The 24,175-nt window shown below is 40.7% G+C and carries 24 protein-coding genes; 12 read left to right on the top strand and 12 right to left on the bottom strand.

Translation table 11 applies throughout. The features are described from left to right. Positions 1–8 precede the first annotated feature (8 nt). Entirely contained in the window at positions 9–281 is a 273-nt protein-coding gene (locus BEGALDRAFT_RS00280; protein WP_002682485.1) for a FeoA family protein, read from the bottom strand. A 153-nt stretch (positions 282–434) separates the two neighbouring features. Between BEGALDRAFT_RS00280 and BEGALDRAFT_RS00275 the strand changes: the two genes are divergently transcribed. From BEGALDRAFT_RS00275 to BEGALDRAFT_RS00250, 5 genes are all read left to right on the top strand, one after another. After that, complete coding sequence (locus tag BEGALDRAFT_RS00275) at positions 435–800, top strand: HMA2 domain-containing protein (protein ID WP_002682484.1); 366 nt, start codon at positions 435–437, stop codon at positions 798–800. A gap of 32 nt (positions 801–832) precedes the next feature. After that, on the top strand, positions 833–1,198 hold the full coding sequence (locus tag BEGALDRAFT_RS00270) for a hypothetical protein (RefSeq protein WP_002682483.1): 366 nt from the start codon (positions 833–835) through the stop codon (positions 1,196–1,198). Beyond that, the gene (locus BEGALDRAFT_RS00265; protein WP_002682482.1) at positions 1,195–1,518 is read left to right on the top strand and encodes a hypothetical protein; all 324 of its coding nucleotides are present in this window, start codon (positions 1,195–1,197) and stop codon (positions 1,516–1,518) included. Before BEGALDRAFT_RS00270 ends, BEGALDRAFT_RS00265 begins: the two co-directional genes overlap by 4 nt. Before the next feature lie 58 nt (positions 1,519–1,576). Next, positions 1,577–2,281, top strand: coding sequence for a YtxH domain-containing protein (locus tag BEGALDRAFT_RS00260; protein ID WP_002682481.1), 705 nt, complete (start codon positions 1,577–1,579; stop codon positions 2,279–2,281). Positions 2,282–2,482: 201 nt separating this feature from the next. After that, a complete protein-coding gene (locus BEGALDRAFT_RS00250; protein ID WP_002682480.1) occupies positions 2,483–4,639 on the top strand; it encodes a heavy metal translocating P-type ATPase in 2,157 nt (718 codons plus the stop codon). Between the two features lie 331 nt (positions 4,640–4,970). Here the strand turns inward: BEGALDRAFT_RS00250 and BEGALDRAFT_RS00245 are convergent, their stop codons facing one another. Further along, positions 4,971–5,150: an IS982 family transposase gene (locus BEGALDRAFT_RS00245; RefSeq protein WP_002682479.1), complete on the bottom strand. Its 180-nt coding sequence runs from the start codon at positions 5,148–5,150 to the stop codon at positions 4,971–4,973. Positions 5,151–5,338: 188 nt separating this feature from the next. Here BEGALDRAFT_RS00245 and BEGALDRAFT_RS00240 point away from each other — a divergent pair, with 188 nt between their 5' ends. The 5 genes from BEGALDRAFT_RS00240 (at position 5,339) to BEGALDRAFT_RS00220 (ending at position 8,900) form a co-directional block, all read left to right on the top strand. Then, positions 5,339–5,749: a tRNA pseudouridine synthase A gene (locus BEGALDRAFT_RS00240; RefSeq protein ID WP_232281962.1), complete on the top strand. Its 411-nt coding sequence runs from the start codon at positions 5,339–5,341 to the stop codon at positions 5,747–5,749. 54 nt (positions 5,750–5,803) lie between these two features. Then, on the top strand, positions 5,804–6,853 hold the full coding sequence (locus BEGALDRAFT_RS00235) for a nucleotidyltransferase family protein (protein ID WP_040294820.1): 1,050 nt from the start codon (positions 5,804–5,806) through the stop codon (positions 6,851–6,853). After that, the gene (gene neuB / locus BEGALDRAFT_RS00230) at positions 6,846–7,922 is read left to right on the top strand and encodes an N-acetylneuraminate synthase (RefSeq protein ID WP_002682477.1); all 1,077 of its coding nucleotides are present in this window, start codon (positions 6,846–6,848) and stop codon (positions 7,920–7,922) included. Before BEGALDRAFT_RS00235 ends, neuB begins: the two co-directional genes overlap by 8 nt. Next, positions 7,922–8,548, top strand: a complete 627-nt coding sequence (locus tag BEGALDRAFT_RS00225) for an acetyltransferase (RefSeq protein WP_002682476.1) — start codon at positions 7,922–7,924, stop codon at positions 8,546–8,548. The genes neuB and BEGALDRAFT_RS00225 overlap by 1 nt, the downstream gene beginning before the upstream one ends. 79 nt (positions 8,549–8,627) lie before the next feature. Continuing rightward, positions 8,628–8,900: a DarT ssDNA thymidine ADP-ribosyltransferase family protein gene (locus BEGALDRAFT_RS00220; protein WP_002682475.1), complete on the top strand. Its 273-nt coding sequence runs from the start codon at positions 8,628–8,630 to the stop codon at positions 8,898–8,900. Positions 8,901–9,048: 148 nt separating this feature from the next. On the opposite strand, the gene BEGALDRAFT_RS00215 is transcribed toward BEGALDRAFT_RS00220, so the two are convergent. The 5 genes from BEGALDRAFT_RS00215 to ppk1 form a co-directional block, all read right to left on the bottom strand. After that, entirely contained in the window at positions 9,049–10,635 is a 1,587-nt protein-coding gene (locus BEGALDRAFT_RS00215; RefSeq protein ID WP_002682474.1) for a hybrid sensor histidine kinase/response regulator, read from the bottom strand. Between the two features lie 5 nt (positions 10,636–10,640). After that, entirely contained in the window at positions 10,641–11,135 is a 495-nt protein-coding gene (locus tag BEGALDRAFT_RS00210; protein ID WP_040294818.1) for a Rab family GTPase, read from the bottom strand. Between the two features lie 53 nt (positions 11,136–11,188). Then, positions 11,189–14,107, bottom strand: coding sequence for an OmpA family protein (locus BEGALDRAFT_RS00205; RefSeq protein WP_198284584.1), 2,919 nt, complete (start codon positions 14,105–14,107; stop codon positions 11,189–11,191). A 32-nt stretch (positions 14,108–14,139) separates the two neighbouring features. Then, positions 14,140–14,787: a hypothetical protein gene (locus BEGALDRAFT_RS00200; RefSeq protein WP_002682471.1), complete on the bottom strand. Its 648-nt coding sequence runs from the start codon at positions 14,785–14,787 to the stop codon at positions 14,140–14,142. Positions 14,788–15,374: 587 nt separating this feature from the next. Next, positions 15,375–17,552: a polyphosphate kinase 1 gene (gene ppk1, locus BEGALDRAFT_RS00195; protein WP_002682470.1), complete on the bottom strand. Its 2,178-nt coding sequence runs from the start codon at positions 17,550–17,552 to the stop codon at positions 15,375–15,377. Between the two features lie 357 nt (positions 17,553–17,909). Here ppk1 and BEGALDRAFT_RS00190 point away from each other — a divergent pair, with 357 nt between their 5' ends. Both BEGALDRAFT_RS00190 and BEGALDRAFT_RS00185 read left to right on the top strand, forming a co-directional pair. Then, positions 17,910–18,896 (top strand): vWA domain-containing protein, encoded by a 987-nt coding sequence (locus tag BEGALDRAFT_RS00190; RefSeq protein WP_002682469.1) that lies wholly within the window; start codon positions 17,910–17,912, stop codon positions 18,894–18,896. 19 nt (positions 18,897–18,915) lie between these two features. Beyond that, the gene (locus BEGALDRAFT_RS00185) at positions 18,916–19,326 is read left to right on the top strand and encodes a cereblon family protein (RefSeq protein ID WP_002682468.1); all 411 of its coding nucleotides are present in this window, start codon (positions 18,916–18,918) and stop codon (positions 19,324–19,326) included. 255 nt (positions 19,327–19,581) lie between these two features. On the opposite strand, the gene truA is transcribed toward BEGALDRAFT_RS00185, so the two are convergent. From truA to BEGALDRAFT_RS17640, 5 genes are all read right to left on the bottom strand, one after another. Continuing rightward, positions 19,582–20,358, bottom strand: coding sequence for a tRNA pseudouridine(38-40) synthase TruA (gene truA / locus BEGALDRAFT_RS00180; protein WP_002682467.1), 777 nt, complete (start codon positions 20,356–20,358; stop codon positions 19,582–19,584). Positions 20,359–21,206: 848 nt separating this feature from the next. Beyond that, positions 21,207–21,935, bottom strand: a complete 729-nt coding sequence (locus BEGALDRAFT_RS00175) for a UDP-2,3-diacylglucosamine diphosphatase (protein WP_002682466.1) — start codon at positions 21,933–21,935, stop codon at positions 21,207–21,209. A gap of 96 nt (positions 21,936–22,031) precedes the next feature. After that, positions 22,032–22,529: a peptidylprolyl isomerase gene (locus tag BEGALDRAFT_RS00170; RefSeq protein WP_002682465.1), complete on the bottom strand. Its 498-nt coding sequence runs from the start codon at positions 22,527–22,529 to the stop codon at positions 22,032–22,034. Positions 22,530–22,618: 89 nt separating this feature from the next. Then, the gene (locus BEGALDRAFT_RS19650; protein ID WP_002682464.1) at positions 22,619–23,491 is read right to left on the bottom strand and encodes a peptidylprolyl isomerase; all 873 of its coding nucleotides are present in this window, start codon (positions 23,489–23,491) and stop codon (positions 22,619–22,621) included. Positions 23,492–23,575: 84 nt separating this feature from the next. After that, entirely contained in the window at positions 23,576–24,172 is a 597-nt protein-coding gene (locus tag BEGALDRAFT_RS17640) for a DUF3306 domain-containing protein (RefSeq protein ID WP_002682463.1), read from the bottom strand. Positions 24,173–24,175 lie beyond the last annotated feature (3 nt).

The raw sequence follows: 24,175 nt of genomic DNA, 5'->3' as shown, positions 1-24,175 counted from the left end.
TGTAACTCCTAATTTTCTTCTCGTGTTGCAGGGATTACAAAAATCCGATAGGACACACTTTTATCCAGTGCCCAGCGCGTTTCGCCGCACCGTACCACTAAACCGCCATTTGCTGCTTGGCGATTAACGACTTGCAAAATAGCCCCTTCCACAATTCCCATTGCGGCTAAACGGGCTTGTATCTGCTTATCTGCTTTTATACCCATAACGCTTAACAACTCATTTTCAGTTGCAAGGTTTAAGGGATAACTCCGTGATTGCATCTGTGTGTTCATTAACATGATGTGTTTTACCTTAAAAAATTTAAGTGTACTTACTATTTTAATAATAATGATTCTCACTTGCATTTGCAAATAAACACATTTAGAATCTAATTCATACTGAAAGAACAATGATTTTTTGTGTGTGTTCTTTACTTCATGCGGAGGCTCATCATGGGTGCTTATATTCACCACATACCGGGACGGCTACGGGTACGGACAGATAGGTTACGACATGCAACTTGTCAATCTACGGAACTATCCGAGTTATTGTTACAACTTAAAGGCGTAGAAAGCTGTCAAATCAACCCTAAAACGGGCAGTTTGTTAGTCCATTACGACGTAACCTGTTTAACAGGCGATGATATTTTATATCAGCTTCATAAAGTTGGCTGTTTAGAAAGTGGGCTGACTACCGCAATGTCACAACGGAGTGCAGTCAACCACACAGGGGCTTTATTGGGTAATGCCTTATTCAGTGCTGTTGTAAAGAAAAGCCTTGAAACCTCTATGCTTTCTTTGGCAAAAGCGTTCCTCTAAAAATAAACAATAAATGAGGGTTTATATTTCTAATGATGTCTCAACCAATACAGCCACCAGACTGGCAATGGTTACCGATTGTTTTACCGCACTTACAAATCGTTCACCATGTTCAAGGGCGGTTACGCTTACGGCTACTACCCAGTCTCTTGACTGTATTACCGCATATTTCTGATAGTTTGTTTAAAGCAAAGTTAGCAACTTTACCGGGAATTATTGAGCTACGGATTAATAAACCCGCCGCTTCATTGCTTATCACTTATGACCCCTACCAAATTCAATCAGCTTGGTGGGAACGTTTATTACAAGCCTCTGCCAATGATGTCCCCTCCTTATTAGTCGAAATCGGTTTACTGCATCCCCTCCCATCTGCAACCTCAGAGGATAAAGCACTATGAGTCATCCCCTATATTACCCTGTTCCCGCAAATTACTATCCCCTTAGTCCGCAAACCACCACTTTATTACATAACGCACTCTTAGGCGTGATGATAGGTAGTACGGCAGCAACTGCTACGCAATTACGTAAAACGCCAGAAGCACGTGCAAATCCTATTGGGAGCATTATTAAAGCAGGTGTTGCAACAGGTTTAGCAACAGCCGTTGTTACTGCCATTGGGCAAAACATCAGCCCGAATCATTCTAACCTTGCAACCGTTGCAACCATGTTTGTAGCGGGTACTGCGCTGATATATACCTTAAATCAAGATAATTCCTAATTCACAACACCCTATTAGGTTATCTACCAATCTTACTCACAATCAAAGGTGCATCATTATGGATAATCAACAAACACCACCAAATCCACAAATTACGATGAACACAGGTGCAGTGCCACCACCTGTCACACCACAACAAGCCCCTGTCCAAGCCCAAACTGCAATACCACCTTATGGCTATGGACAAATGCCAACGCCACCTTATCCTTACGCCACCTCACCTTATCAATGCCCACCCGTTGCGCAACCTGTACAACCACAGCAACAAGCATTCTTACCCCCTGCCCCCCCACCAGCTCCTGTATATCCTCACCCCCATTATGCTCATCATCATGGCTATGGCTACCCTCCTGTTTATGACCCTAACAACGCTACGGGTTATCCGGCACATTTATACGCTTGCTATCCTCATCAAGTAACTGCCCCTCAAACAGCAAGCCAAGCCAGTCCTCAACATCCATACCCACAAGCTTATTACCCCTATGGTTATCCCATACCCTACGCGCAACCAATCGCAGCACCTGCAAGCACAGGAGAACATAATCAAACATTTGCCAGTTTCTTTAATTTCCGTGACGAACGTTTTTTAAAAGGCGCGATTACAGGAGCAGCCTTAACATTCTTACTCACTAATGAATCGCTACAAAAAAATACGATTAAATCCTTAGTAAAAGTCTGGAACACCCTACAAGGCGGTATTGAAGAAGTAAAAGAACGTTTTCAAGATGCTGAAGCAGAACTCAAAGCAGAATCACAAAAGTAATACAACTAATAACTCCGCTTACCTGTTAGGTATTTAACGAAGTTTATCCGCTACGTTAAATACCTAATCCGTTTTGCATGAGATAGTTCACCATCTGTTAATGCAAACCATGAGTTAAACACAATCTATTGTGCTAACTGCTTCACCCACACACACGCCAAACCCTCGCGACAATAACAAGGTAAAAAAACGGGAACTACCATGTCGATTGAACTTGTCCACGAACTCCCACAACGCCTGCGCTTTAAATCCGCCCTACTCGCAAATCGCAAAATTGACCATTTACACTTAGAAGCCAGTTTATCCAACTTAAGTGGTGTGCGTAATGTCCGCTTAAATCCTATCGCGGGTAGTGTTGTTGTACATTACGATGGACAAGCAACACATCGCACCGCCATTTTTCGCTGGTTTAAACAACAATTTGCACAAGCGGTAAGCGTGACACTGCCTGAAGGGGAATATAACGAAGTTGCCCCCAGCCCTGCGGGCATTTTTTTTGCGGGCTTAAGTTTACTCAGTCTGCCACTATTGACACCAAACGCTCGACAATGGCTCACTTACGCCATTATCGCGCCAACCGTTTGGCAAGGTGTAGAAGTGTTATGCACACGCGGCATGAAAGTAGAAGTATTAGACAGTCTTGCGATTGGACTTGCTGCGAGCCGTGGCGAATACTTCACCGCGATAGCAACCCAAACCCTGCTTAATTTAGGCGAATATTTAGAACATAAAACCACAAAACACAGCGACGCACTACTACGCTACCTCTTAAAACCCTTACCGACACAAGCATGGGTAGAACGCGATGGTGCATTAATCCAAATAGATTGCAATGAGTTAATTGTTGGTGACTGCATCGAAGTTGGTACAGGTGACATGATTGCCATTGATGGTAAAGTGATTGGCGGAAATGCAGCAGTAAATCAAGCCTCTGTCACAGGAGAATCACTACCCGTTCGCAAAGAAATCGGAGATAAAGTGCTTTCTGGCACGGTCATTGAAGAAGGACGTTTACGCATTCACGTTACCCGTGTTGGTGCAGATACCACGACCGCCCGCATAGCCCACTTTATCGAAGCCTCACTACAACAACAATCTAAAACCCAATGTCTTGCGGAAGACCTTGCAAACAAACGTATTTATATCACGTTAGGGTTAGGTATCGTTGTTTATCTACTCACCCGCGATATTGACCGCCTCGCCTCCGTCTTTTTAGTCGACTATGCCTGCGCGCTAAAACTCGGTACACCTGTTGCCATTAAATCCGCGATGTATCACGGCGCAAAGCAAGGCTTATTATTCCGTGGCGGTCAAGCCATTGAAAACCTAGCCGATACAGACACTTTTATTTTTGACAAAACAGGCACATTAACCAGCGGTTTACTAGAAGTCACAGATATAAAAACCTTTCTTCCCAAAAATTGGCAACCTGAACGTTTATTAGCCCTTGTCGCATCAATTGAAGAACACGCAACCCATCCGATTGCAAATGCAATTGTGCAATTTGCCCGTGCAGAAAAAACAGGGCATATAGAACATGAAGAAGTGGACTATCTCATCGCACATGGCTTAACGACACAAGTCAACAATCAACGGGTTGCCATTGGTAGTCGACACTTTTTAGAAGAACATGAACAAGTTTCTTTTAAACGCTTCAAGCGCACCATAAACAACTTATTAAAACAAGGCAAAACCCTCTTATATGTCGCTATGGATGGACATCCCTTGGGCATTGTCGCACTTCGTGACCATTTACGCCCAGAAGCAAAACAAGTCGTACAACATTTGCGACAATTAGGCATACAAGAAATCATCATGCTTACAGGAGACCAAGCCGACAAAGCACAAGCATTAGGCAAAGAATTAGGCATTGACCACGTCTATGCTGATTGCCCGCCAGAAGATAAAGCCAATATAGTGAAACAATTTAATGCGCAAGGGCGTAAAGTGGCATTTATCGGTGATGGGGTAAACGATGCCCCCGCACTGATTTCAGCAATGGTTGGTATTGCGATGCCCAAAGGCGCGGATTTAGCCCGTGCAACAGCTGATGTAGTATTACTAAACGACGATTTAAGCACCATTGTTGATGCAAAAGCCTTAAGCCAAGCGACAATGAAGTTGATTCACCATCATTTCCATGCTTCTACAGCAATCAATACAGGCTTAACCATTGGCGCGGTATCTGGCGTTGTCTCCCCTATTTTATCCGCCTTACTGCATAATGGCACAACGATAGGCATTTTATTAAATGCCATGATGGGTGCGCGTTATCAGCGTTTTAATGAACCTAAGTTCGGCGAGTTTAATAGCGTGTCTGAATCAGGATTTTCAGGATTAACAGGATTTAAAACCTAAAACCAAGAAATTAATGCGAATCATGATTTTTAATCCTGCTAATTCTGATTCAGACAAAAAAAGACCTGCTAGATTTTCAAAACCTAGCAGGTCTGTTGGAACACGCGAAAAGGTTTGAAGGACTGGCAGAGATTATTCTCTTGTTTTTCATCGGGATTCACCAGACAAGATTAAAACATTGTCTGAATCAGGATTTTCAGGATTAACAGGATTTAAAACCCTCAAACCAAAAAGTTAAGGTGAATCACGCTTTTTAATCCTGCTAATTCTGAAAATTCTGTGAATTCTGATTCAGACAAGCTGTTGTCTTTTTAAAAGAAACTCGCCGAACTCAGGTTTGATTAGATTGATGAAACAACACGAGTAAGGTCATCACTTCTGACGGGGACATTGTCCCATCTCGCTGACTTTTCTTGGGATTTCCTTCTTCTAACAACATTTGTTCCCATAAGGGTATAAACCATTTACAAAAGTCGTCGATTGAGCAGAACAGGATTGTTATCATATCCATGGTTGTACCTTTGGAAAGTGGAGGTGGACGTTTAGTGATGTTCCATTATTCCTACTTTTCCTTTGGGTACAACTTTTTATTTCTTCCATTCCGCTTTTATTCAGCTTTTATCATTAATCCTCTGTTTTATATCTATTATCTCGCCGTACTCGCGCTACATTATTTTAAATCGGATGGTGCGCCCAGCCTTGTTAATCAATAAAGTAGCGTGGGATTATCGAGCGTTGGATGTGGAACGGATGCAAACAGCGGGGAATTTTTTATTAGGCACGCATGATTTTACCTCCTATCGCGCGGTTGGATGTCAGGCAAAACAGCCTGTACGGACGATTAGCCGTTTAAGTGTTACACGCCAAGCGGATTATGTGATTATAGAAGTCTCTGCCAATGCGTTTTTGCATCATATGGTGCGCAACATCGCGGGCGTGTTGATGACAATTGGATGTGGTGAGCAAGCCCCAGAGTGGGCAAAAGCAGTTTTAGAAGCGCGTGACCGTACCGCTGGCGGTGTGACCGCGCCCGCAAGTGGTTTGTATTTTCAAGGGGTGTTATATCCTGCGCCTTATGTGTTTCCACAGGCGGTGGTGCCTGTGTTGTAAGTTAAGTCATCATGTCTGTAAGATAAACAATCTTAATTGAAAATGAATTCTTATATGAAAGACTGGCAAAAAACCCTTGTTTCTCCAACAGCAAGCATTCGTGAGACCATTCAGGCATTAGATAATAGTGCGTTACAAATTGCATTAATTGTTGATGCTCAAAGAAAATTATTAGGAACAGTGACGGATGGCGATGTGCGTCGCGCTATTTTAAAAGGGTTGTCGCTAGAATCAGCCGTGCAATCAATTATGAATACTGCACCGACCGTGTTACGCGATAGCACGAGTACCGCGCATATTTTAAATGTGATGAAACGCACGCGACGACATCATATTCCTTTGCTTAATCCGCAAGGTATCGTTGTTAATCTCGCCGTTTTAGATGAATTAATTCAATCAGGTGAGCGTCAAAATTGGGTGGTTTTAATGGCGGGCGGTTTAGGAACGCGCTTGCGTCCGTTAACAGAACATTGTCCAAAACCTTTGTTAAAAGTCGGGAATAAGCCCGTTTTACAGACGATTATTGAAAGTTTTCGTGAGCAAGGATTTACTCATTTTTATTTATCCGTCAATTATAAAGCGGAAATGATTGAAGCGTATTTTGGCGATGGTTCGGCTTTTGATGTGAATATTCGATATTTGCATGAAAAAGAACGTTTAGGAACAGCGGGGGCATTAACTTTATTGCCTGATGTACCAACAGAACCATTAATCGTGATGAATGGAGATTTATTAACAAAAGTCGATTATCGGCATTTATTAGATTTTCATGTAGAGCATCAAGCGGCGGCGACAATGTGCGTGCGGGAGTATGATTTTCAAGTGCCGTATGGGGTTGTGCAGATTGATAATCATCGTATTTTAGGCATTCAGGAAAAGCCCATTCAGCGTTTTTTTGTCAATGCGGGCATTTACGTATTACAACCTAACCTATTAAGCCTTATACCCAAGGAAACGTTTTTCGATATGCCAACCTTATTCGAGCAGGCATTAACTGAAAAACGGGAAACCGTCGTTTTTCCAATTCGTGAGTATTGGATTGATATTGGACAAATGGCAGATTTAGAGCGTGCAAAAATCGAGTTCTTTGCTCAAGATGAATAAATCCACTTATATTATTGCGGAAGCGGGCGTTAATCATAACGGTTCGCTCGATATGGCGTTGCGTTTGATAGATGTCGCTGTTGATGCGGGTGCGGATGCAGTGAAGTTTCAGACGTTTAAAGCAGAAAAAATTGTGACCCAATCCGCGCCTAAAGCGATATATCAGCAGGAAACAACGGACGCGGCAGAATCGCAATTTGCGATGATTAAAAAATTAGAGTTGAGTGAAGCCGACCATTTGCAATTAATGCAACATTGTCAGCAACAAGGTATTACTTTTTTGTCCACACCGTTTGATGAGGAAAGTGTTGATTTATTGGTAAATCGCTTGCAAATTTCTTGTTTAAAAATGGCTTCGGGTGAAATTACTAATGCCCCGTTATTGTTAAAGGCAGCAAGGACACAGTGCCCTGTGATTTTGTCGACGGGGATGTCAACTTTAGGCGATATTGAGACAGCATTAAGTGTTTTAGCCTTTGGCTATACGCAACCACCGCAGGTCGAGCCGAGTTTAACCCGTTTTGTACAGGTTTATCAGTCACCTATTGGACAAGCGGCATTACAGGAAAAAGTCACGTTATTGCATTGTACAACGGAGTATCCTGCGCCTGTGAATCAGGTGAATTTGTACGCGATGGATACGTTACAGGCGGCTTTTGGTTTACCTGTCGGTTTATCTGACCATACTGAGGGGATTGCGATTCCGCTGGCGGCGGTTGCACGTGGGGCGTGTGTTATCGAGAAACACTTTACCCTAGACCGTCATTTAGCGGGACCCGACCATCGTGCCTCATTAGAACCTGCTGAATTAAAAGCGATGGTGCAAGGCATTCGACAAATCGAGCAGGCATTTGGACATAGCATTAAAAAACCGAGTGCAATGGAACAAGCTAATCGTGATGTTGCGCGTAAGAGTTTAACGGCAGCACGAGCCATTAAACGCGGTGAAGCTTTTACAGCGGAAAATTTGACCGTAAAACGCCCAGGTACGGGGGTATCCCCCTTATTTTATTGGAATTGGTTACATAAGACCGCAGAACGGGATTATCTCGCGGATGAGCTAATTTAATGTCTTTACCTTGCATTATTTTAGGTGCAGGAGGACATGCTGGTGTTTTGCTGGATATTTTAAAACAAATTCAACAGCCTATTTTAGGGGTGACTGATACCCAACCACAAGCTATCTGTGCTTTGGGGTTAAAAGTCTTAGGGGATGATTTACAGGTTTTACAGTATCCAGCAACTGCCGTGCGTTTAGTAAATGGTTTAGGCTCTGTTAAAACCACCATACGACGTACTGATATTTTTCAGCATTTTCAATCTTTGGGTTATTCCTTCCTTTCTGTTATTCATCCACAAAGCATTATCAGTGCAAGTGTAATACTTGGCGAAGGTTGCCAAGTCATGGCAGGCGCGGTTATCAATCCTTATGCTCAAATTGGTAATAATGTCTTAATCAATACCCGCACGGTTATCGAGCATGATTGTGTGATTGCTGACCATTGTCATATTGCAACGGGTGCCGTGTTGTGTGGCGGCTGTAAAGTGGGCACAGGCGCACATATTGGCGCGGGGACAACGGTTTTACAGGGTGTTGAGATTGGAGAGCAGGCGTTAATTGCGGCGGGTGCAGTGGTTACTCGTGCTGTTCCTGCTTACACCCGAGTAGCAGGCGTTCCCGCACGGATTTTTTAAAGACTTATCTGCATAAAATACTGTACTGTATTTATTATCAGTATTTATCGATGAAAGCGTAAAAACATGAAAGGGAAAGATGATGCCAAATCCACCTGATACAGGTTTTTATTATATAACGGATATTAAAAATCTTTCTTCTATTTTAGCACATGGAATTTTATCTTATGCACAAATAAACGCGCAACAAGTAGAGTGTGAAAAAATTTATAATAAACAAGTTATTACTCTTCACCAAACTCGTGAAACGCCACATAAAAAAACACTATGGGAATATGCTAACTTAACGCGAGTACGGCGAGTTTCTTTTAAAAAGACAACAGTTTGTCTGAATCAGAATTTTCAGAATTAAAAAGACAAGAAAATTAAAAGAATAAAAAATTATGTTTTTAATTCTGCTAATTCTGAAAATTCTGTGAATTCTGATTCAGACAAAAAAAGACCTGCTAGGTTTTGAAAACCTAGCAGGTATCTGTTTTACTTTAAAAATCTCACCAAATTTAGACTTGCGTCACAATGCTATGTTGTGCAAGTACTTGCGTAATTGTGTTTAATAAACGTTGATTATCAACAGGCTTTGTCAAATAAGCGTTACATCCTAACTGCATTGCATAATTTCGGTCTTCTTCGAAATTAGAAGCAGATAAGGCAATAATTGGCGCGTGAAACCCTTCTGCACGTAATTGTTTAATGGCATCATAACCATTCATAACAGGCATTTGTAAATCCATTAACACGATATCAGGTTTTTCCACAAAGGCTAAACGTACCGCTTCCTCACCATTATTTGCCATGATTAATTGATAATGCTCATGCAAAATTAGCTTAAATAATAGCCGTAAAACCTCTGTATCTTCTGCTAACAACAACTTTTCTTGTTTATTTTGTATTGATTTAACAGGCGATGTCGGATGTTGTCTAGTATCTCGTTGAATCGTTAATAATTCTGCTTGCCATACACGTGGCGCGCGGACGATGACTTTAAAAGTAGCCCCTTTGCCTTCCACAGAGTTAACGCCAATATTGCCATTCATCAACTGTACAATTTTTTGACTAATTGATAGCCCTAATCCTGTTCCTGCTTGATTTTCCGTTGTTTTATCTCGGTAAAAAGCCGTAAATAATTTTTTTAAGCCTTCCTCAGAAATTCCAACGCCAGAGTCTTCAATCGTAAAACTTAGTTGGTCTTCACGCCATTCAACGGTAACATGGACATACCCTTGTGCGGTAAATTTTAAGGCATTATTAATAAGGTTAATAAATACTTGGCGCAAACGGATTTCATCAATGAGGACAGAGGGTAAAAAAGAATTTTCGCGGGTGACGATTTGAAAATCTAAATGTTTTTCTTTTGCGACGGGTAAAAATAGTTGTCGTAAATTATTAATTAATTCACTTAAGTTGCAAGCTATTGGTTTTAATTGAATATTACCAATATCTAATTTTGCTTGTTCTAAAATATCGTCCACTAAACGAATCAAATGATTCGCATTATTTTCAACTGCGCTGAGATAATCATTATTTTGTGGCGCAGTTTCTTGAGCGTCGTTTAATAGCTTGGTATAGCCCATGATAGAGGCTAAGGGCGCGCGTAACTCATGCGATAGAGAGGCAATAAAGCGAGTTTTTTGCTCATTGGCTTGCTGTAACTGATTTTTTTCGTGTTCTAAATTACGGCGAATATTTTCTAATTCTTGCAATAAACGGCTTTGGCGATAGGTTAGGATGCTTAATTCATTGGCTTGTTGTTGTAGTCGTTGCTGGCGGTCATGTTCTTCCGTCGCATCTAGCATTAAAACCCACGTGCCTTTATGAAAAGGTAATAAATGAATATGGGCAACACGTCCATTGCCCATGCTAATAAATTCAACAATTTGTGTGTGTGTAACGGGGAGTAATCCTTCTAGGACATAAACCTGTTCTACGACAGGCATATCGGTTTTTAACTCACCAAGTCCGTAATGTCGTGGATACCCGCCCCAACTCACTAATATCCCCTCTTCGTCCACGTGTAAATATGTCAGTACCAGTTCTGACATCCATAACGTATGGGCATATTTCGCAATACTGAGCGGAATTTTTATCATGAGTATTATCCTGTAAGCTGCATAGCGAGTTGAAAAAACGCCTCTTCTATATTTAATCCTTCTTTTGCACTGGTTTCTAAAAACTGCCACCCTTGTTCACGCTGTGGCGCGAGTAACGCATCTGTAATTTCCCATTGCGCTTGTAAATCTGCTTTATTTAATAGGACTAAAAAAGGTTTTTTCCCAATTTGTTGCATAACTGATTGATGTAGGTTTAGCGCACTTTCCCAAGTGGGTAAACGTGTCCCATCAACAACCAGCAAATATCCTGCCGCACCACGTAAATAAGTCATAGAGGCGGTTGTTAGTTTATCCGCGCCTGCAATATCCCATAAAATAAACTTTATATCTCCCGATGGTAAAGTTATTGTTTTCGTGTCAATTTTTACCCCAACAGTTGTAAGATATTTCTCGGAAAATGCTTGATGAACATAACGTGCAACAAGGCTGGTTTTTCCCACAGAAAAATCTCCAATCATACAAATCTTTTTTTGAAGCATGGACACGGATTTATCCTCTGTATTTAATCAACGACGACAATGCCTATTTATTGTTATATCAATCCCTGAACTGACTGTTGTATTTTGATTGACGCACGACGCTCTAAGTAATTCGGCGCGATATCTCCAAAGGGGATATTTAATGGGGGAACAATTTGTAGATAGCGCGTTTCAATACCTCTTATGCTTAACTCATGATAAACCCGTTCAGCCCGTTGTTGGCTTAATGTTTGATTATGTAGTTGTGTTCCTAAACCATCGGTATAACCACTGATTTGAAACACTAAGTGTTTTTGATGGCGTTCTGCTAATGTAATTATTTGTTTTATAAGGTTGCTTAACTGCGTTAGGTTTGTTTCTTGTGAGTCACTGAAATTATAATCTTCACCAAAATAGATATTGATGGCACTAATTTGATGTTCAAGCTCTTGTAATTGTTGGGTGACATTAATCAGACCAGTGGTGTCTATTTCTGCATATCCTGTTAATTGAGGCGTTTCACTGGTGATACGTAAATAGTCAGCCGCTTCGACCTCTCCTTTTAGGGTTAAAACGGTGTCTTTTACGGTTAATTGTGTAAACGTTGTCGGTGGTTTTAAGCGTGTTTGTGCTTGTTTTAATAAAAATTGGTCGATATTTTCTAATTCGCTGACATTAATATCTGTCACACCAACCACTTGCAAGGCTTTTGTTGGTACGGATTCTATCCACGCGGGTGTTGCATAGCCTGTTATCTTTAAGGTGGAAACCTCTGTTACTTGCAGTTGTACCGTTTTAGGGGGTTGTAAACGTTGTTGTGCCCGTTGCAGGATAAATTCGGGCGTTAAATCGTAATGGGGTTGGGTGTGTAATTCCACTCTATCGGCTACTGCGTATTGTTGTGCAAGATTGGCAGGGTCTATGGCTAAAGGGTCGCGTAAAGCGCGCACTTGTAACTTGCCGTTGCGTGTCTCTCCTTCAATAAATACAATGCCATGTGTTTGCTTTAAGGCAGCAATATAGTTTTCTAAAGTTTGTTGCCATTGCCAATAACGGTAACTGCCATAGCCGATGCCTAATAACAGGAGGAAGAGAACGACCAATAAAGGCATTGAAAAAAAGCGTTTTGCGCGGGCGGTTTCTTCTTCTTTTTTCTGGGATTGTAAAGCGTTTTGTAATAACGGTTGTGTTGTTTCAAACGTCGTATTATCGCCTTCAAAATTTTCTAGTTCTCGTCCATAACGTGCGTGCAATTTTTCTAAAATCGCTTTCATTAAATGACGAAATTCATAGGGCGGAACGCCACGAATGACACAGGCAAGCACAGCATGGGGGGCGCGTTCTAACCAAACGGTATAACTGCCTAACTCGATGCGGTCTAGCTCTTCGGTTTTATCTTTTGAGAATGAATCGCGGGTAAAATCTTGAATTGCCGTCAACATGCCTGAAATTGCATCGCTATCGCCTAAGGTTGAATCTTCTTGATGAATGTGTTGTAACAATAATCCCGTTTGTCTATGAATTAAAAAGATTTCTTCAACTCGGTAAACAAGGGTATTTTGTAAAACCACTTCGGCAAAACTGCGCCCTGAGCGCATCGCTTCAATCCGCCAGCCTATCCCACGTGGTGATAATACGCTGTGTTCTAAGCGCATATTTAAATCTTGAATCAGTCCTTTTAAAGATTCATTAATCGACTTGCGAATCGCGGGACCCATGATAGGAAATAGCGCGTCAGCAAGTGATTGTGTGTCTTCATTCACGGATTGTTTTAAACAGTTTTTAACAGGCTCTTTTAAAGACTCGGTTAATTCTGCTTCGTTATTGTTTAAACCATCGTGAATATGTTGTGCAGAGGCTTGGCGAATGGCATGCGGTAAAATATGGGCAAGGTCAGTAATACGACCTTCTGTATTTGTTAAGCGTGCTTCAATCTCTTTAATCTCTTGCCAACGGACTTCAATATCTGCCAACCGTTGCACTAATTCTGCGGGGTGGTCGCGCTCTAAAATTTGTAGCCGTTCTACTTGTTGGACTAATTGGGTTTGTAAGGCTTCCGCTTGTGTCGCAAGCTGTGCTTTATCCTGCATTAACTCATTGAGTAAACGAGTATGTTCTTTAGTAATTAAACTTAATTGTGCAACTTGTTGGCTAGGGCTGGTTTCAACTAAATGAGCTAATTGATGGTCGTGATTGCTTAATTGATGTTGTAATGTTGCTAGTGTTATAACTGATTCTTGTAAAGATTTTTCATTCGTACTGAGCCGTTTAGCAGTTGCATTTAAGGCTTCTGTTTGTGTTTTTAAATCTGCTTGTTGTGCTTGAACGCTTTGATAAAGCTGTTGCCACTGTTGTTCGGCACTGGTGATGCGTTTGACCAACTCGGCGGGGTGATGCTTTTCTAAGGCATTTAATCGGCTGATTTGTTGGTCTAGTTGTAGCTGGATATAAGCTTCTATTGTGGCTAATGATTTATTTTTTTCTTCTAATTCTAATGCTTGTTGTTTTAAGCTGGCTTCATGTGTTGCAATCTCACGCTGTAAGGCTTGCCCCCGTTGTTCAAACTCGCTGAGGCGTTTCACCAATTCGGCAGGGTGATATTTTTCTAAATTATTCAGTCTTTGGTGTTGAGCATCTATATATTTTTGTAAGCTACTCTCAACCGTTTTTAACTGTTGTTGTTGTTCGGTAACTTGAAGGGTTTGATTTTTTAAAGTGGTTTGATATTGTGCAACATCAGTTTGTACATCAAACCATTGCTGATGTATTTCATCAAGTTGATGACTATGTTCATCCAGCACTTGATTAATACCACTAGAAAACTCACGAAGGTCTTTCAGGAGCTGATAAACAATTTTTTTTAAGTTTTCTTCTTCATGCGATAGCAGTTGACGAAGTTGTTTATACTCATCCATTGTGGTCATCATGTTTGTCAGTGAGTGGCAATTAATCGCAGTTTGTTGGTAAGTATCTTGAGTTGTCTTACTTACCAACGTATTCCTACATCATCAAAACCAGTTTAAGCTTATTTCTCATCGATGGTTTTAACCGTGTTTTGCTCTAAACGCAGGGCAAACTCGTTGAAAAAGGCGGCTAAGTCGCTACGGCTGACTTTTTCTTCATGTAACTGAGAAATTTCTTGATTGACTAAACCCGTTAAACTATCGTTTTGCAGGCGTAATTGAGTAATGATTTCTTGTGTTTTGCTATGTAATTGTTGACGTAACAGCTTTAATTCTTTGCTGAATTGTTCCTCTAATTGCATACTACGCACATTGACATCATTCTTGAGTGCGTTCAGTTCGTGCTGTATGTCTTGAACATTGACAATACGCTCTTGACGCTCTGCCTTATTTTTCTCGCTTAAGGCATCTACTTCACTATTCAGCAGTTCTTCTAAGGCGTGGATACGGTTAGACATATCATCACGCATTTGTTGATTTTCTTGAATCAAACGTTCTTCTAAGCGTTTGAATCGTTTGTCGTAATCCCGAATTTGATTACCAAACAGGATATCGCGGATTTTTTCAACACTACCAATACCCGTGTTTAAATTCGCTTCCACCAATTTATTTAATTTTGCATCATCGCTTTTAGAGTCCTCTAAAGCACTCTCAGCAACACGGATTTGTTGGTTAAAGGTATTAAAGTAGTTAGTTTTATCATTGGTCATGATGATTCCTTTGAGTGATGGGAATTTTTGGCGTTATTGAAACATGCAAAATTTATACTCACAAAAATTGTTGTAAATTATTATGTTATAAATAAAGCTTCAATAATTTAGAATTGATGGTTGTTTGAGTGTATAACGCATCATAAATTGGTGAATGCATTCTTTAGCGGTAACACATTAAACCGATGAAATAGTGAGTAGTATAACAGTTTAGTTAATATACGTGATATTACTTATATCACTAAGTATTAATACGTAGAAGGTAGAGATTGGCAATTTTCTGGGAATCAAACAGGATGGGAAACGTGCTGGTAAACTTAACCTGAGTTCGGCGATATTTATAAAATAAAACAGAGACCTGCTAGGTTTTGAAACCCTAGCAGGTCTTTGTTTATCTGAATCAGAGTTCACAGAATTTTTAGAACTAGCAGAATTAAAAAGCGTGATTCGCCTTAATTTCTTGGTTTAAGGGTTTTAAATTCTGTTAATTCTGAAAATCCTGATTCAGACAAATGCTTGTCTTTTTAAAAAATCTCGCCGAACTCAGGTTATTTAGCACCACCAATTTAGTATTGTTTAAACATGAATTACGCTTTATCTGTCAAATGTTGCAAGAGCGTTGTTTGCGCTGAAATAGGGGCTTCTCCCTCTTTCGGTTTTAGCCATGTGTAATTGCCCTCACTGTCTAATACCCATGCTTGAGTATTATCGGCTAAATAGAGTTTTAACCCTTGTTCAATCACGCGCTCTTTTAATTCAGGATGTTCAATCGGGAAACATTCTTCTACTCGTTTCAGTAGGTTGCGGTCCATCCAATCTGCACTGGCACAATACACTTCTGGCTTGCCATCATTATGGAAGTAAAAACAGCGTGTATGTTCTAAAAAGCGTCCAACGACAGAACGCACGTGGATATTTTCTGAAATCCCTTCTACACCTGGGCGTAAACAACAAATTCCCCGCACGATTAAGTCAATTTTAACCCCCGCCATAGAAGCACGATATAGGGATCTGATAATTTCAGCTTCAGTTAATGCGTTGACTTTTACAATAATATGCGCGGGTTTTCCTTCCTTTGCATTTTCTGCTTCACGGGCAATGCGTTCAATCATGCCACTGTGTAATGTGAATGGGGCTTGTAACATTTTGCGCATTTTTGCATTGCGCCCTAACGATGTAAGCTGCATAAAAATTTTATGCACGTCTTCGCCTATGTCTTCGTCGCACGTAAATAGTCCATAGTCGGTGTAAATACGGGCGGTTTTCGCATGATAGTTACCTGTGCCTAAATGGACATAACGACGGAGTTTTTTACCTTCACGGCGAATAATCATCATGATTTTAGCGTGTGTCTTAAAGCCCACTACGCCATAAACCACATGTGCCCCCGCTTCTTGTAATCGATTTGCTAGACGAATATTAGCCTCTTCGTCAAAACGGGCGCGTAATTCCACAACAACGGTGATTTCTTTCCCTGCTTTTGCTGCTTCAACCAGTGCATCAACCAGCACAGAGTCAGGCCCTGTTCGATATAAAGTTTGTTTAATGGCTAAAACTTGCGGGTCGGCGGCGGCTTGACGCACAAAGTCAATCACTGGGGTAAATGATTGAAATGGATGATGGAGTAGGACATCCCCTTCTCGAATCGTCGCAAATAAATTGCGTCCTAAATTTTTAGGTAATCCTGATGTAAAGCTTGGATATTTTAACTCAGGACGGTCTAACATATCAGGGATAGCAATCAAACGCCCTAAATTAACAGGACCATTCACTTGGAAAAGTTCCCGTTGTTCTAATTGGAATTTTTTCAGCAAGTAATTCACAATTTTTTCAGGACAATTATCTGCAACCTCTAAACGCACGCTGTCGCCATAACGTCTGCCAGGTAATTCACCTTCTAATGCACGCAATAAATCGTCGACTTCTTCTTCATCAACAAATAAATCGCTATTGCGGGTTAGGCGGAATTGATAGCATCCCAATACTTCCATACCAGGGAATAAATCCGCAACATGGGCATGAATAATCGAAGAGAGAAAGACAAATTCTTGCGGGCGTTGGCTTGCTTCTGCGGGGAGTGAAATTAAACGGGGCAAGGCGCGGGGAGCTTGAACAACTGCCATGTCAATATTGCGCCCAAAAGCATCTTTGCCTTTTAAAGAAACAATAAAGTTAAGACTTTTATTCAGAATACGCGGGAAAGGGTGAGCAGGGTCTAAACCAATAGGACTTAGAATGGGTAAGAGTTCATTATTAAAATAATCCCTAATCCATTGATTTTGTGTTTCATTCCATTGGTCACGTTTTAGAAAATAAATATTTTCTTTTTCTAAACTGGGAATAATTTCATTATTCAATAATCGATATTGTTCATCGACAAAATCATGCGCTGCGATACTAATACGATTTAAAATTTCTTGGGGGGATAAATTATCAGCCCCTGTTTGTACAGAGCCAAACTGAACCTGTTCTTTTAATCCTGCTACCCGTACTTCGTAAAACTCATCTAAATTAGAGCTAGCAATACATAAAAAACGTAACCGCTCTAATAATGGCTTGCTCGTATCTTTTGCCTGAGCAAGTACGCGACGATGAAAAGCAAGCAAGCTCAATTCACGATTAATATATAAATCAGGGCGATTTAAATCGATTTCTTCCATAGTATTCGTATTAATGCTTGGGGTAGTCAATTGTTCAGTTGTTTTAGAGGCTTTTCTGCGTGCATACACACGCGCCCGAGGGTCTTCTGTTCTAGGATTGTCCATCACAACGGTCACTTTAGTAGCGTTATTCGAGAATCAGCGTATCAAGTTTTATTTTCGATAAGATGACAGATACAGGCACTTTAACTAATTTCTACTATTCAACTTGCCTTAGAGAATGATATAGAATCATCTATTTAAAACACTTAATCATACGCATTACAAACTATTTTGGTATATAAATAAACACAAGTTATCTATGAAAACTCTATCTACTTATTGCTTATACTATGAAATATAAAGCAATATATATCAATTACAGAACTGTCATGAAAATTTCCTTTAATTCCCCTGAATACACACACATAATGAGTCAGTTTTTTATTGCCCTCACTAAATTGCATCAGAATAAATTAAAAAATGTTGGAATTTGAATGGCTTTGGGCATTTCTAGCCCTCCCGCTCCCGCTACTGATTCACTACGGGTTAAAACCTGCAAAGCCAGCCCGTACCGTAGCGATTCGTGTACCCTTTTTAGAAGACTTTAGCACATTACAAACAGCGACTCCGACAACGCCGAAAAAATATCAATTACAACGCTTGTTCATGGTGCTTGCTTGGTTAGCATTAGTCATTGCCTGCGCCCGCCCACAATGGTTAGGCGAGCCTGTCGAGTTACCCATTAGTGGTCGTGATTTAATGCTCGCGGTGGATTTATCAGGCAGTATGGAAATTGGCGATTTTCAACTCAATCAACAAATGGTTGACCGTTTAACCGCAACAAAAGCTGTTGCTGGAGATTTTATTCAACGGCGAGTTGGTGACCGTGTTGGCTTGATTCTCTTTGGTGACCAAGCCTATTTACAAACGCCATTAACCTTTGACCGTACAACTGTACGTACTTTACTGTTAGAGTCCGCTATTGGTTTAGCGGGGCAAAAAACCGCCATTGGGGATGCAATCGGTCTTGCTGTAAAACGCTTACGCAATCAACCCGTCAACAGTCGAATTTTGATTTTATTAACCGATGGTGCAAATACCGCTGGGGAAGTAGAGCCACTCAAAGCGGCTGATTTAGCCGCACAGGCAGGATTAAAAATTTATACGATAGGTGTTGGCGCAGATGAAATGCTTGTTCGGGATTTATTTGGCACGCGACGCATTAACCCATCTAGCGATTTAGACGAGAAAACGTTAACGGCTATCGCTGAAAAAACACAAGGGCGTTATTTTCGTGCACGAGATACCCAAGCTTTAGAAGAAATTTATGCCGAGTTAGATAAATTAGAGCCGATAGAAAAGGACAATCAATATTTCCGCCCTTCAACGCCCTTATTTTATTATCCCCTAGCGTTCGCGCTACTGTTAGCATCACTGATATGGATTAAACGTTTGCGGACAGTTTAAAGATTTTCTTTCATGAAACATGATGACACTAACAGCGTTGCCCTATCTATTACAATCGTTAGAAGAAGACGATTTTAACCGCTTATTCTCAGCCTTAACCGAGCATACGACGCTAAAACCGCAAGAAAGACCCATTTTATGCCGTTTTTGTCAACATCCGATTACGCACCATCGCTATAAAATTGATATTCAAGGGCAACATCATCACATTTTCCATAATCCTGCTGAAATCAGTTTTCAAATTGGTTGTTTTTCTCAAGCGGATGGCTGTTTCTGCTATGGCGTGCCAACCTTAGAATACACATGGTTTGCAGGTCATTACTGGCGATATGCGCAATGTGCTAATTGCCATCAACAATTAGGCTGGTATTATCAAGCTGTCAATCAAGGCTTTTTTGGGCTGATTTTAGCAAATTTGCGGGATGGGTAATCCAGTCAACATGCTAATATCTAAAGTATTATTTTAGAATTGCTAATCCTTTCCTTATTAACTCTGCTAATCCTGATTCAGACAAAAGGAAGAAAATCCCCCATCTTTGTAAAATCGCTAAAGCGATTTTACGCATTAACTCGCTGTTTAATCCATAAAATCTTGCAGAATTCAGGTTACTTTAGTATAAAGCCATTATCTTTTTAACCACAGCGTTAGGTGTTCCCACACCTAACGCATTTTAATTTTAGATGATTACAACACAGGCACCACCGCCTGCGGAAACATATAAGGTTCAGGATACAACACGCTTTGAAAATACAAACCACTTGCGGGCGCGGTCACACCGCCAGCGGTACGGTCACGCGCTTCTAAAACTGCTTTTGCCCACTCTGGGGCTTGCTCACCACATCCAATTGTCATCAACACGCCCGCGATGTTGCGCACCATATGATGTAAAAACGCATTGGCAGAGACTTCTATAATCACATAATCCGCTTGGCGTGTAACACTTAAACGGCTAATCGTCCGTACAGGCTGTTTTGCCTGACATCCAACAGCGCGATAGGAGGTAAAATCATGCGTGCCTAATAAAAAATTCCCCGCTGTTTGCATCCGTTCTACATCCAACGCTCGATAATCCCACGCTACTTTATTGATTAACAAGGCTGGGCGCACCATCCGATTTAAAATAATGTAGCGATAAGACCGTCCCCGCGCTGAAAAGCGAGCATGAAATTGTTCATCAACTTCTTGCGCCCATAAAAAGCCAATATCATTGGGTAAATTAACATTTCCTCCCAAGACCCAAGAACGCATAGAACGCTGTGCGGTAACATCGATATGAATTATCTGACTCAGTGCGTGCACGCCTTTATCCGTCCGCCCCGCACATGTTGCCACAACAGGATGATTTGCGACTTTAGACAAGGCTTCCTCGACGCATCCCTGCACCGTGCGCACGCCCGCTTCTTGCAATTGCCACCCACAAAACGCCGCCCCGTTATATTCAACCCCTAACGCAATTCTCATTCTTTACAAAAACCTATTGCAATAAATCCTGTCGGCAATACGCCACCTGTTTGGTTTGAACGAGGGAGAATATCACAGACGATTTACTTACAAACAGCATTTTTATTCATGTAGCGGGATGAATAATAAAAAAGCGGTATTTATGACAGAACATTGTTTTTTCTTTCATCAGTTCAGTTTTTTATAGGTTTTATCTTTAATAAATTGTTTTGTAATTAAAATATTTTTAGGCTCAAATTTATTAGTAAGTATTAACAGAGACTATTATGAAAATAAAGAACTCTAACAGAAACAAGGTTAAAAATTTACTGTTCAACTTGTTGAGTTAAAATAAAAATAAGTATTTTTTGACTTTTTTTTGAAAAACTAAACTTGCTGTTATAAAAGAGAAATACTATTAGTTATAAAAAGGCAATGTGAGTACTAAAGGGGGGGAAACAACAATGTCATTTACCACAATAATAGTCATGACATTACTATTGGGTCTATGTGTTGGAGCGGGTCTGATAGGGTATAAGTTCATCAATACGTTGAAGCAAGCTGAAGTTGTTGATGATGATAAGCATTTGTTTATTTGAATATTTCAACATTAATTAAGTAGAGTTACATTGTTGAGATGAAATAAGGGGAGGATATATATCATTTGCCTAAATTCGGTTTTTCTAACAGAAAAAACAGCTTGATTAAAATGAGGGTGGACAAACAAAGTACCGTTTGCCACCCATTTTTTTATAGTCATCTGAGCGAGTTTCTTTCTTTTAGAAGGATTGGCAGACCTTTAGGCGTGTTTTAACAGACTTGTTAGGGGTTAATGTCTGATATTTCTTTATTTTTTATGAAAAAATTTGTCAAGGCATATAATTTTCTAATTGCCAGTCATTTGGGCGACACACTAAAATCATGGCTTGTGTTGTTTGCCAATCCCCAACGACATAGCGATAAGCAGGTTGTTGATTTGCGGTTAAATGGTGAATCGCAGGGCGATGGGTATGTCCATGAATTAAATGTTGTAATTTGGCTTGTTCTAAGATTTTCACGACTTCAGTCGGGGTGACATCCATAATGCTATTTTCAGTTTGTTGTTGATAATTTTGGCTTTCTTGTCGTGCTTGTTGTGCTATTAAGCGTCGTTGTGCTAAAGGGTAGGTTAAAAAAGTTTTTTGCCAGAGTGGATTGCGTACTTGTTGTCGAAAGGTTTGATAGGCATGGTCTAATGTGCATAAGGTATCGCCATGCATTAATAATGTTGGTGTGCCATAAAGGGTTATTTGTAGGCTATCTGCTTCTATCAATTGGCATCCTGTTTGTTGGGCAAATCTTGTGCTTAATAAAAAATCACGATTTCCGTGTAAAACTGTCACGGGCACGCCTTGCTCTGTGAGTTGTTGTAATTGTTTTAGTATGTTGTGATAAAAAATATGTTCTTCGTCATCTCCTAGCCATGCTTCAAATAAGTCTCCTAAAATGTATAACGCTTGTGCTTTAACCGCTCGTTGGTTTAAAAAATGTTGAAAACGTGCAGCTAAATCGGTTTTTTCGGGACTTAAATGTAAATCGGCAATGAATAAAGTTTCCATAATGTATAGGATTTATGCAGGTTGGTAGAAAAAGGAAACCCGTCAGCAGTATGAGACAACCGACGGGTTTATTGATTTTTATCAGCAATCTGTGGTTTATTCAACGACGCTGGCTTTTTCGATGATGACGTTTTCAATAGGCACGTCTTGATGTCCCGCGCGGTTGGTTGTGCTGACTGTTTTGATTTTATTCACGATGTCCATGCCATCGATAACTGTGCCGAATACGCAGTAGCCCCAGCCTTGCATAGTTGGGGCTGTAAAGTCTAAAAATTTGTTGTCGGCAACGTTAATAAAGAATTGCGCTGTGGCGGAGTGTGGGTCAGATGTCCGAGCCATTGCAATCGTTCCAGCTTTATTGCTCAAGCCATTATTAGCTTCATTTTCAATGGGTTTGTTGGTTGGTTTATTAACCATTCCTGCTTCTAACCCCCCGCCTTGTATCATAAAGCCGTTGATGACGCGGTGAAATAATGTGCCATCATAAAAACCAGAACGGACATAACTGGCGAAATTTTCTACTGTTTTTGGTGCTTTTTCGCTGTTTAATTCGAGAGTAATTGTACCGTAGTTGGTTTGTAAGCTAACCTGCATAATATTATCATCCTCAATGGGTTACACGAAGTAAAATAGTCTTAATTAGTGAGTTTCAAGCGTATTTTATGCGTGATAAAAAAGACGTTTTAGGGGGTTGGTTCTGGTTTATCTGGTTTAGATGGTGCGTCTGTTGCCTTGCTTGCCTTGCTTAACATTTCAGGGGTTAGCGTTGGTTTAGGAGGCACGCTTTCTATTTTTTCTTCTGCTTTAGGGGGTGGTATGGTGGCGGTTATTGTTGGGGTTGGTGCTTTTTCCTCAACTTTATTGGTCGCAGGTGCTTCTGTTGTATTAGCGGTTGTCGCACTCGTTGGGGTTGGTGGCGTGGGCATGACTGGTTTAGTTTCTTTGAGTAAAGCTGCTGGGGGAGCGGCTAAAACAGCTTCTGCATTTTTTAATTTCATGCCATCAATGGTAATAGCTTGTTCAGGGACGTTTTTTGTAAAAGTACCACCCGCGCCTGTTGTAACAGCTTGGATTTTATCTACAACATCCATGCCTGTGGTGACTTTTCCAAAAACGGTATATCCCCAGCCTGAAGGGGTGGAGGATTGATAATCGAGGAAGTAGTTATCTTTAACGTTGACAAAAAATTGAGAGCTTGCCGAATCAGGGTCAGCAGAGCGAGCCATTGCAACTGTGCCACGTAGATTTTTTAATCCATTGTTTGCTTCGTTTTTGATTTCTGGGCGAGTTGTTTTTTTCTCAAAATCAGCGGTATATCCGCCCCCTTGAACCATAAAATCTTTAATGACCCGATGAAAAATTGTACCTGTATAAAATCCTTCTTGTGCGTAAGTTAGAAAGTTGTAAACAGTTACTGGGGCTTTTTCTGGGTATAGCTCCAGTACGATTTTGCCCATACTGGTTTGGATTTCAACTTGTGGTAATGGCGGTTCTGCGGCGTAACTGCTCGTTGTTGCAAAAAATAGAAGTAAACAGGCTGTGACATATCTCATCATTTTAAACATCCTGTGTGGCGTTAGTGGGTTTATATCATAAGAGGTTTTAACAGGCTTAAAAAGAATTTATGTGTATTCTAATGATTAACCTGCTTTTGGTATAGCGGATGATACGTTTGTTTGGGGGGTATCTATAGAAGGTTCTTCGCTTCCCGTTGTTGTGGTTGATTGTGGCACGGTTTTTGGGGTTTGAATAGCGTCTTTTATATTGTTGGTTGGGTTAGAAATCAATTCTTGTGTGTTTTCTTTTAGGACATTGGCTTTTTGTGTTAGTAAACTGCGAATTTCATGAGGAATAACATCGCCTAATGGCTCAAACTGGGTGTAATCTTCGTGATAAATGTCTAGTCCATCCATGTCGTTAAAACGAGGGTGATGGAAGAGTTTACGTAAGGCTAATGTCCGTAATTCTTGGCTGACTTTTTTCGCAAAAAACTGCTGATAATCGCTATGTTCGTCTAAGTTGTCTAAAGCAGGCATATCAGCATCTGTGAGTGTTTCCATATCAGTCGGAAAGGCTTTTGTCTGATTTGCTATGTCCGCAGTAGGGGCAGGCGGTGAAGCGGGGGAAACTTCATCAGGGGGAAAAGAGGAAGCTTGTTGAACTTGGGCGTGTTTGCGACGTGACCAGCGTTGAATAAAGTTGTCTTGTGTCGGGGCGTGTTTTTTATCCATCATCATGAG

Origin of the sequence: Beggiatoa alba B18LD (genome assembly GCF_000245015.1) — a bacterium.
Lineage (GTDB): Bacteria > Pseudomonadota > Gammaproteobacteria > Beggiatoales > Beggiatoaceae > Beggiatoa > Beggiatoa alba.
This window is presented reverse-complemented; position numbering and strand designations above follow the sequence as displayed.

What these genes read in the sequence shown, in the direction of transcription:
- BEGALDRAFT_RS17640 (WP_002682463.1), bottom strand. Translation starts at nt 24,172, where the DNA reads ATGATGATGGATAAAAAACACGCCCCGACACAAGACAACTTTATTCAA.
- neuB (WP_002682477.1), top strand. Translation starts at nt 6,846, where the DNA reads ATGAATAAATCCACTTATATTATTGCGGAAGCGGGCGTTAATCATAAC.
- BEGALDRAFT_RS00250 (WP_002682480.1), top strand. Translation starts at nt 2,483, where the DNA reads ATGTCGATTGAACTTGTCCACGAACTCCCACAACGCCTGCGCTTTAAA.
- BEGALDRAFT_RS00270 (WP_002682483.1), top strand. Translation starts at nt 833, where the DNA reads ATGATGTCTCAACCAATACAGCCACCAGACTGGCAATGGTTACCGATT.
- BEGALDRAFT_RS00265 (WP_002682482.1), top strand. Translation starts at nt 1,195, where the DNA reads ATGAGTCATCCCCTATATTACCCTGTTCCCGCAAATTACTATCCCCTT.
- BEGALDRAFT_RS00245 (WP_002682479.1), bottom strand. Translation starts at nt 5,150, where the DNA reads ATGGATATGATAACAATCCTGTTCTGCTCAATCGACGACTTTTGTAAA.
- ppk1 (WP_002682470.1), bottom strand. Translation starts at nt 17,552, where the DNA reads ATGGACAATCCTAGAACAGAAGACCCTCGGGCGCGTGTGTATGCACGC.
- BEGALDRAFT_RS00225 (WP_002682476.1), top strand. Translation starts at nt 7,922, where the DNA reads ATGTCTTTACCTTGCATTATTTTAGGTGCAGGAGGACATGCTGGTGTT.
- BEGALDRAFT_RS00175 (WP_002682466.1), bottom strand. Translation starts at nt 21,935, where the DNA reads ATGGAAACTTTATTCATTGCCGATTTACATTTAAGTCCCGAAAAAACC.
- BEGALDRAFT_RS00215 (WP_002682474.1), bottom strand. Translation starts at nt 10,635, where the DNA reads ATGATAAAAATTCCGCTCAGTATTGCGAAATATGCCCATACGTTATGG.
- BEGALDRAFT_RS00235 (WP_040294820.1), top strand. Translation starts at nt 5,804, where the DNA reads ATGAAAGACTGGCAAAAAACCCTTGTTTCTCCAACAGCAAGCATTCGT.
- BEGALDRAFT_RS00210 (WP_040294818.1), bottom strand. Translation starts at nt 11,135, where the DNA reads ATGCTTCAAAAAAAGATTTGTATGATTGGAGATTTTTCTGTGGGAAAA.
- BEGALDRAFT_RS00275 (WP_002682484.1), top strand. Translation starts at nt 435, where the DNA reads ATGGGTGCTTATATTCACCACATACCGGGACGGCTACGGGTACGGACA.
- BEGALDRAFT_RS00220 (WP_002682475.1), top strand. Translation starts at nt 8,628, where the DNA reads ATGATGCCAAATCCACCTGATACAGGTTTTTATTATATAACGGATATT.
- BEGALDRAFT_RS00280 (WP_002682485.1), bottom strand. Translation starts at nt 281, where the DNA reads ATGTTAATGAACACACAGATGCAATCACGGAGTTATCCCTTAAACCTT.
- BEGALDRAFT_RS00170 (WP_002682465.1), bottom strand. Translation starts at nt 22,529, where the DNA reads ATGCAGGTTAGCTTACAAACCAACTACGGTACAATTACTCTCGAATTA.
- BEGALDRAFT_RS00185 (WP_002682468.1), top strand. Translation starts at nt 18,916, where the DNA reads ATGATGACACTAACAGCGTTGCCCTATCTATTACAATCGTTAGAAGAA.
- BEGALDRAFT_RS00200 (WP_002682471.1), bottom strand. Translation starts at nt 14,787, where the DNA reads ATGACCAATGATAAAACTAACTACTTTAATACCTTTAACCAACAAATC.
- BEGALDRAFT_RS19650 (WP_002682464.1), bottom strand. Translation starts at nt 23,491, where the DNA reads ATGATGAGATATGTCACAGCCTGTTTACTTCTATTTTTTGCAACAACG.
- BEGALDRAFT_RS00260 (WP_002682481.1), top strand. Translation starts at nt 1,577, where the DNA reads ATGGATAATCAACAAACACCACCAAATCCACAAATTACGATGAACACA.
- BEGALDRAFT_RS00190 (WP_002682469.1), top strand. Translation starts at nt 17,910, where the DNA reads ATGTTGGAATTTGAATGGCTTTGGGCATTTCTAGCCCTCCCGCTCCCG.
- truA (WP_002682467.1), bottom strand. Translation starts at nt 20,358, where the DNA reads ATGAGAATTGCGTTAGGGGTTGAATATAACGGGGCGGCGTTTTGTGGG.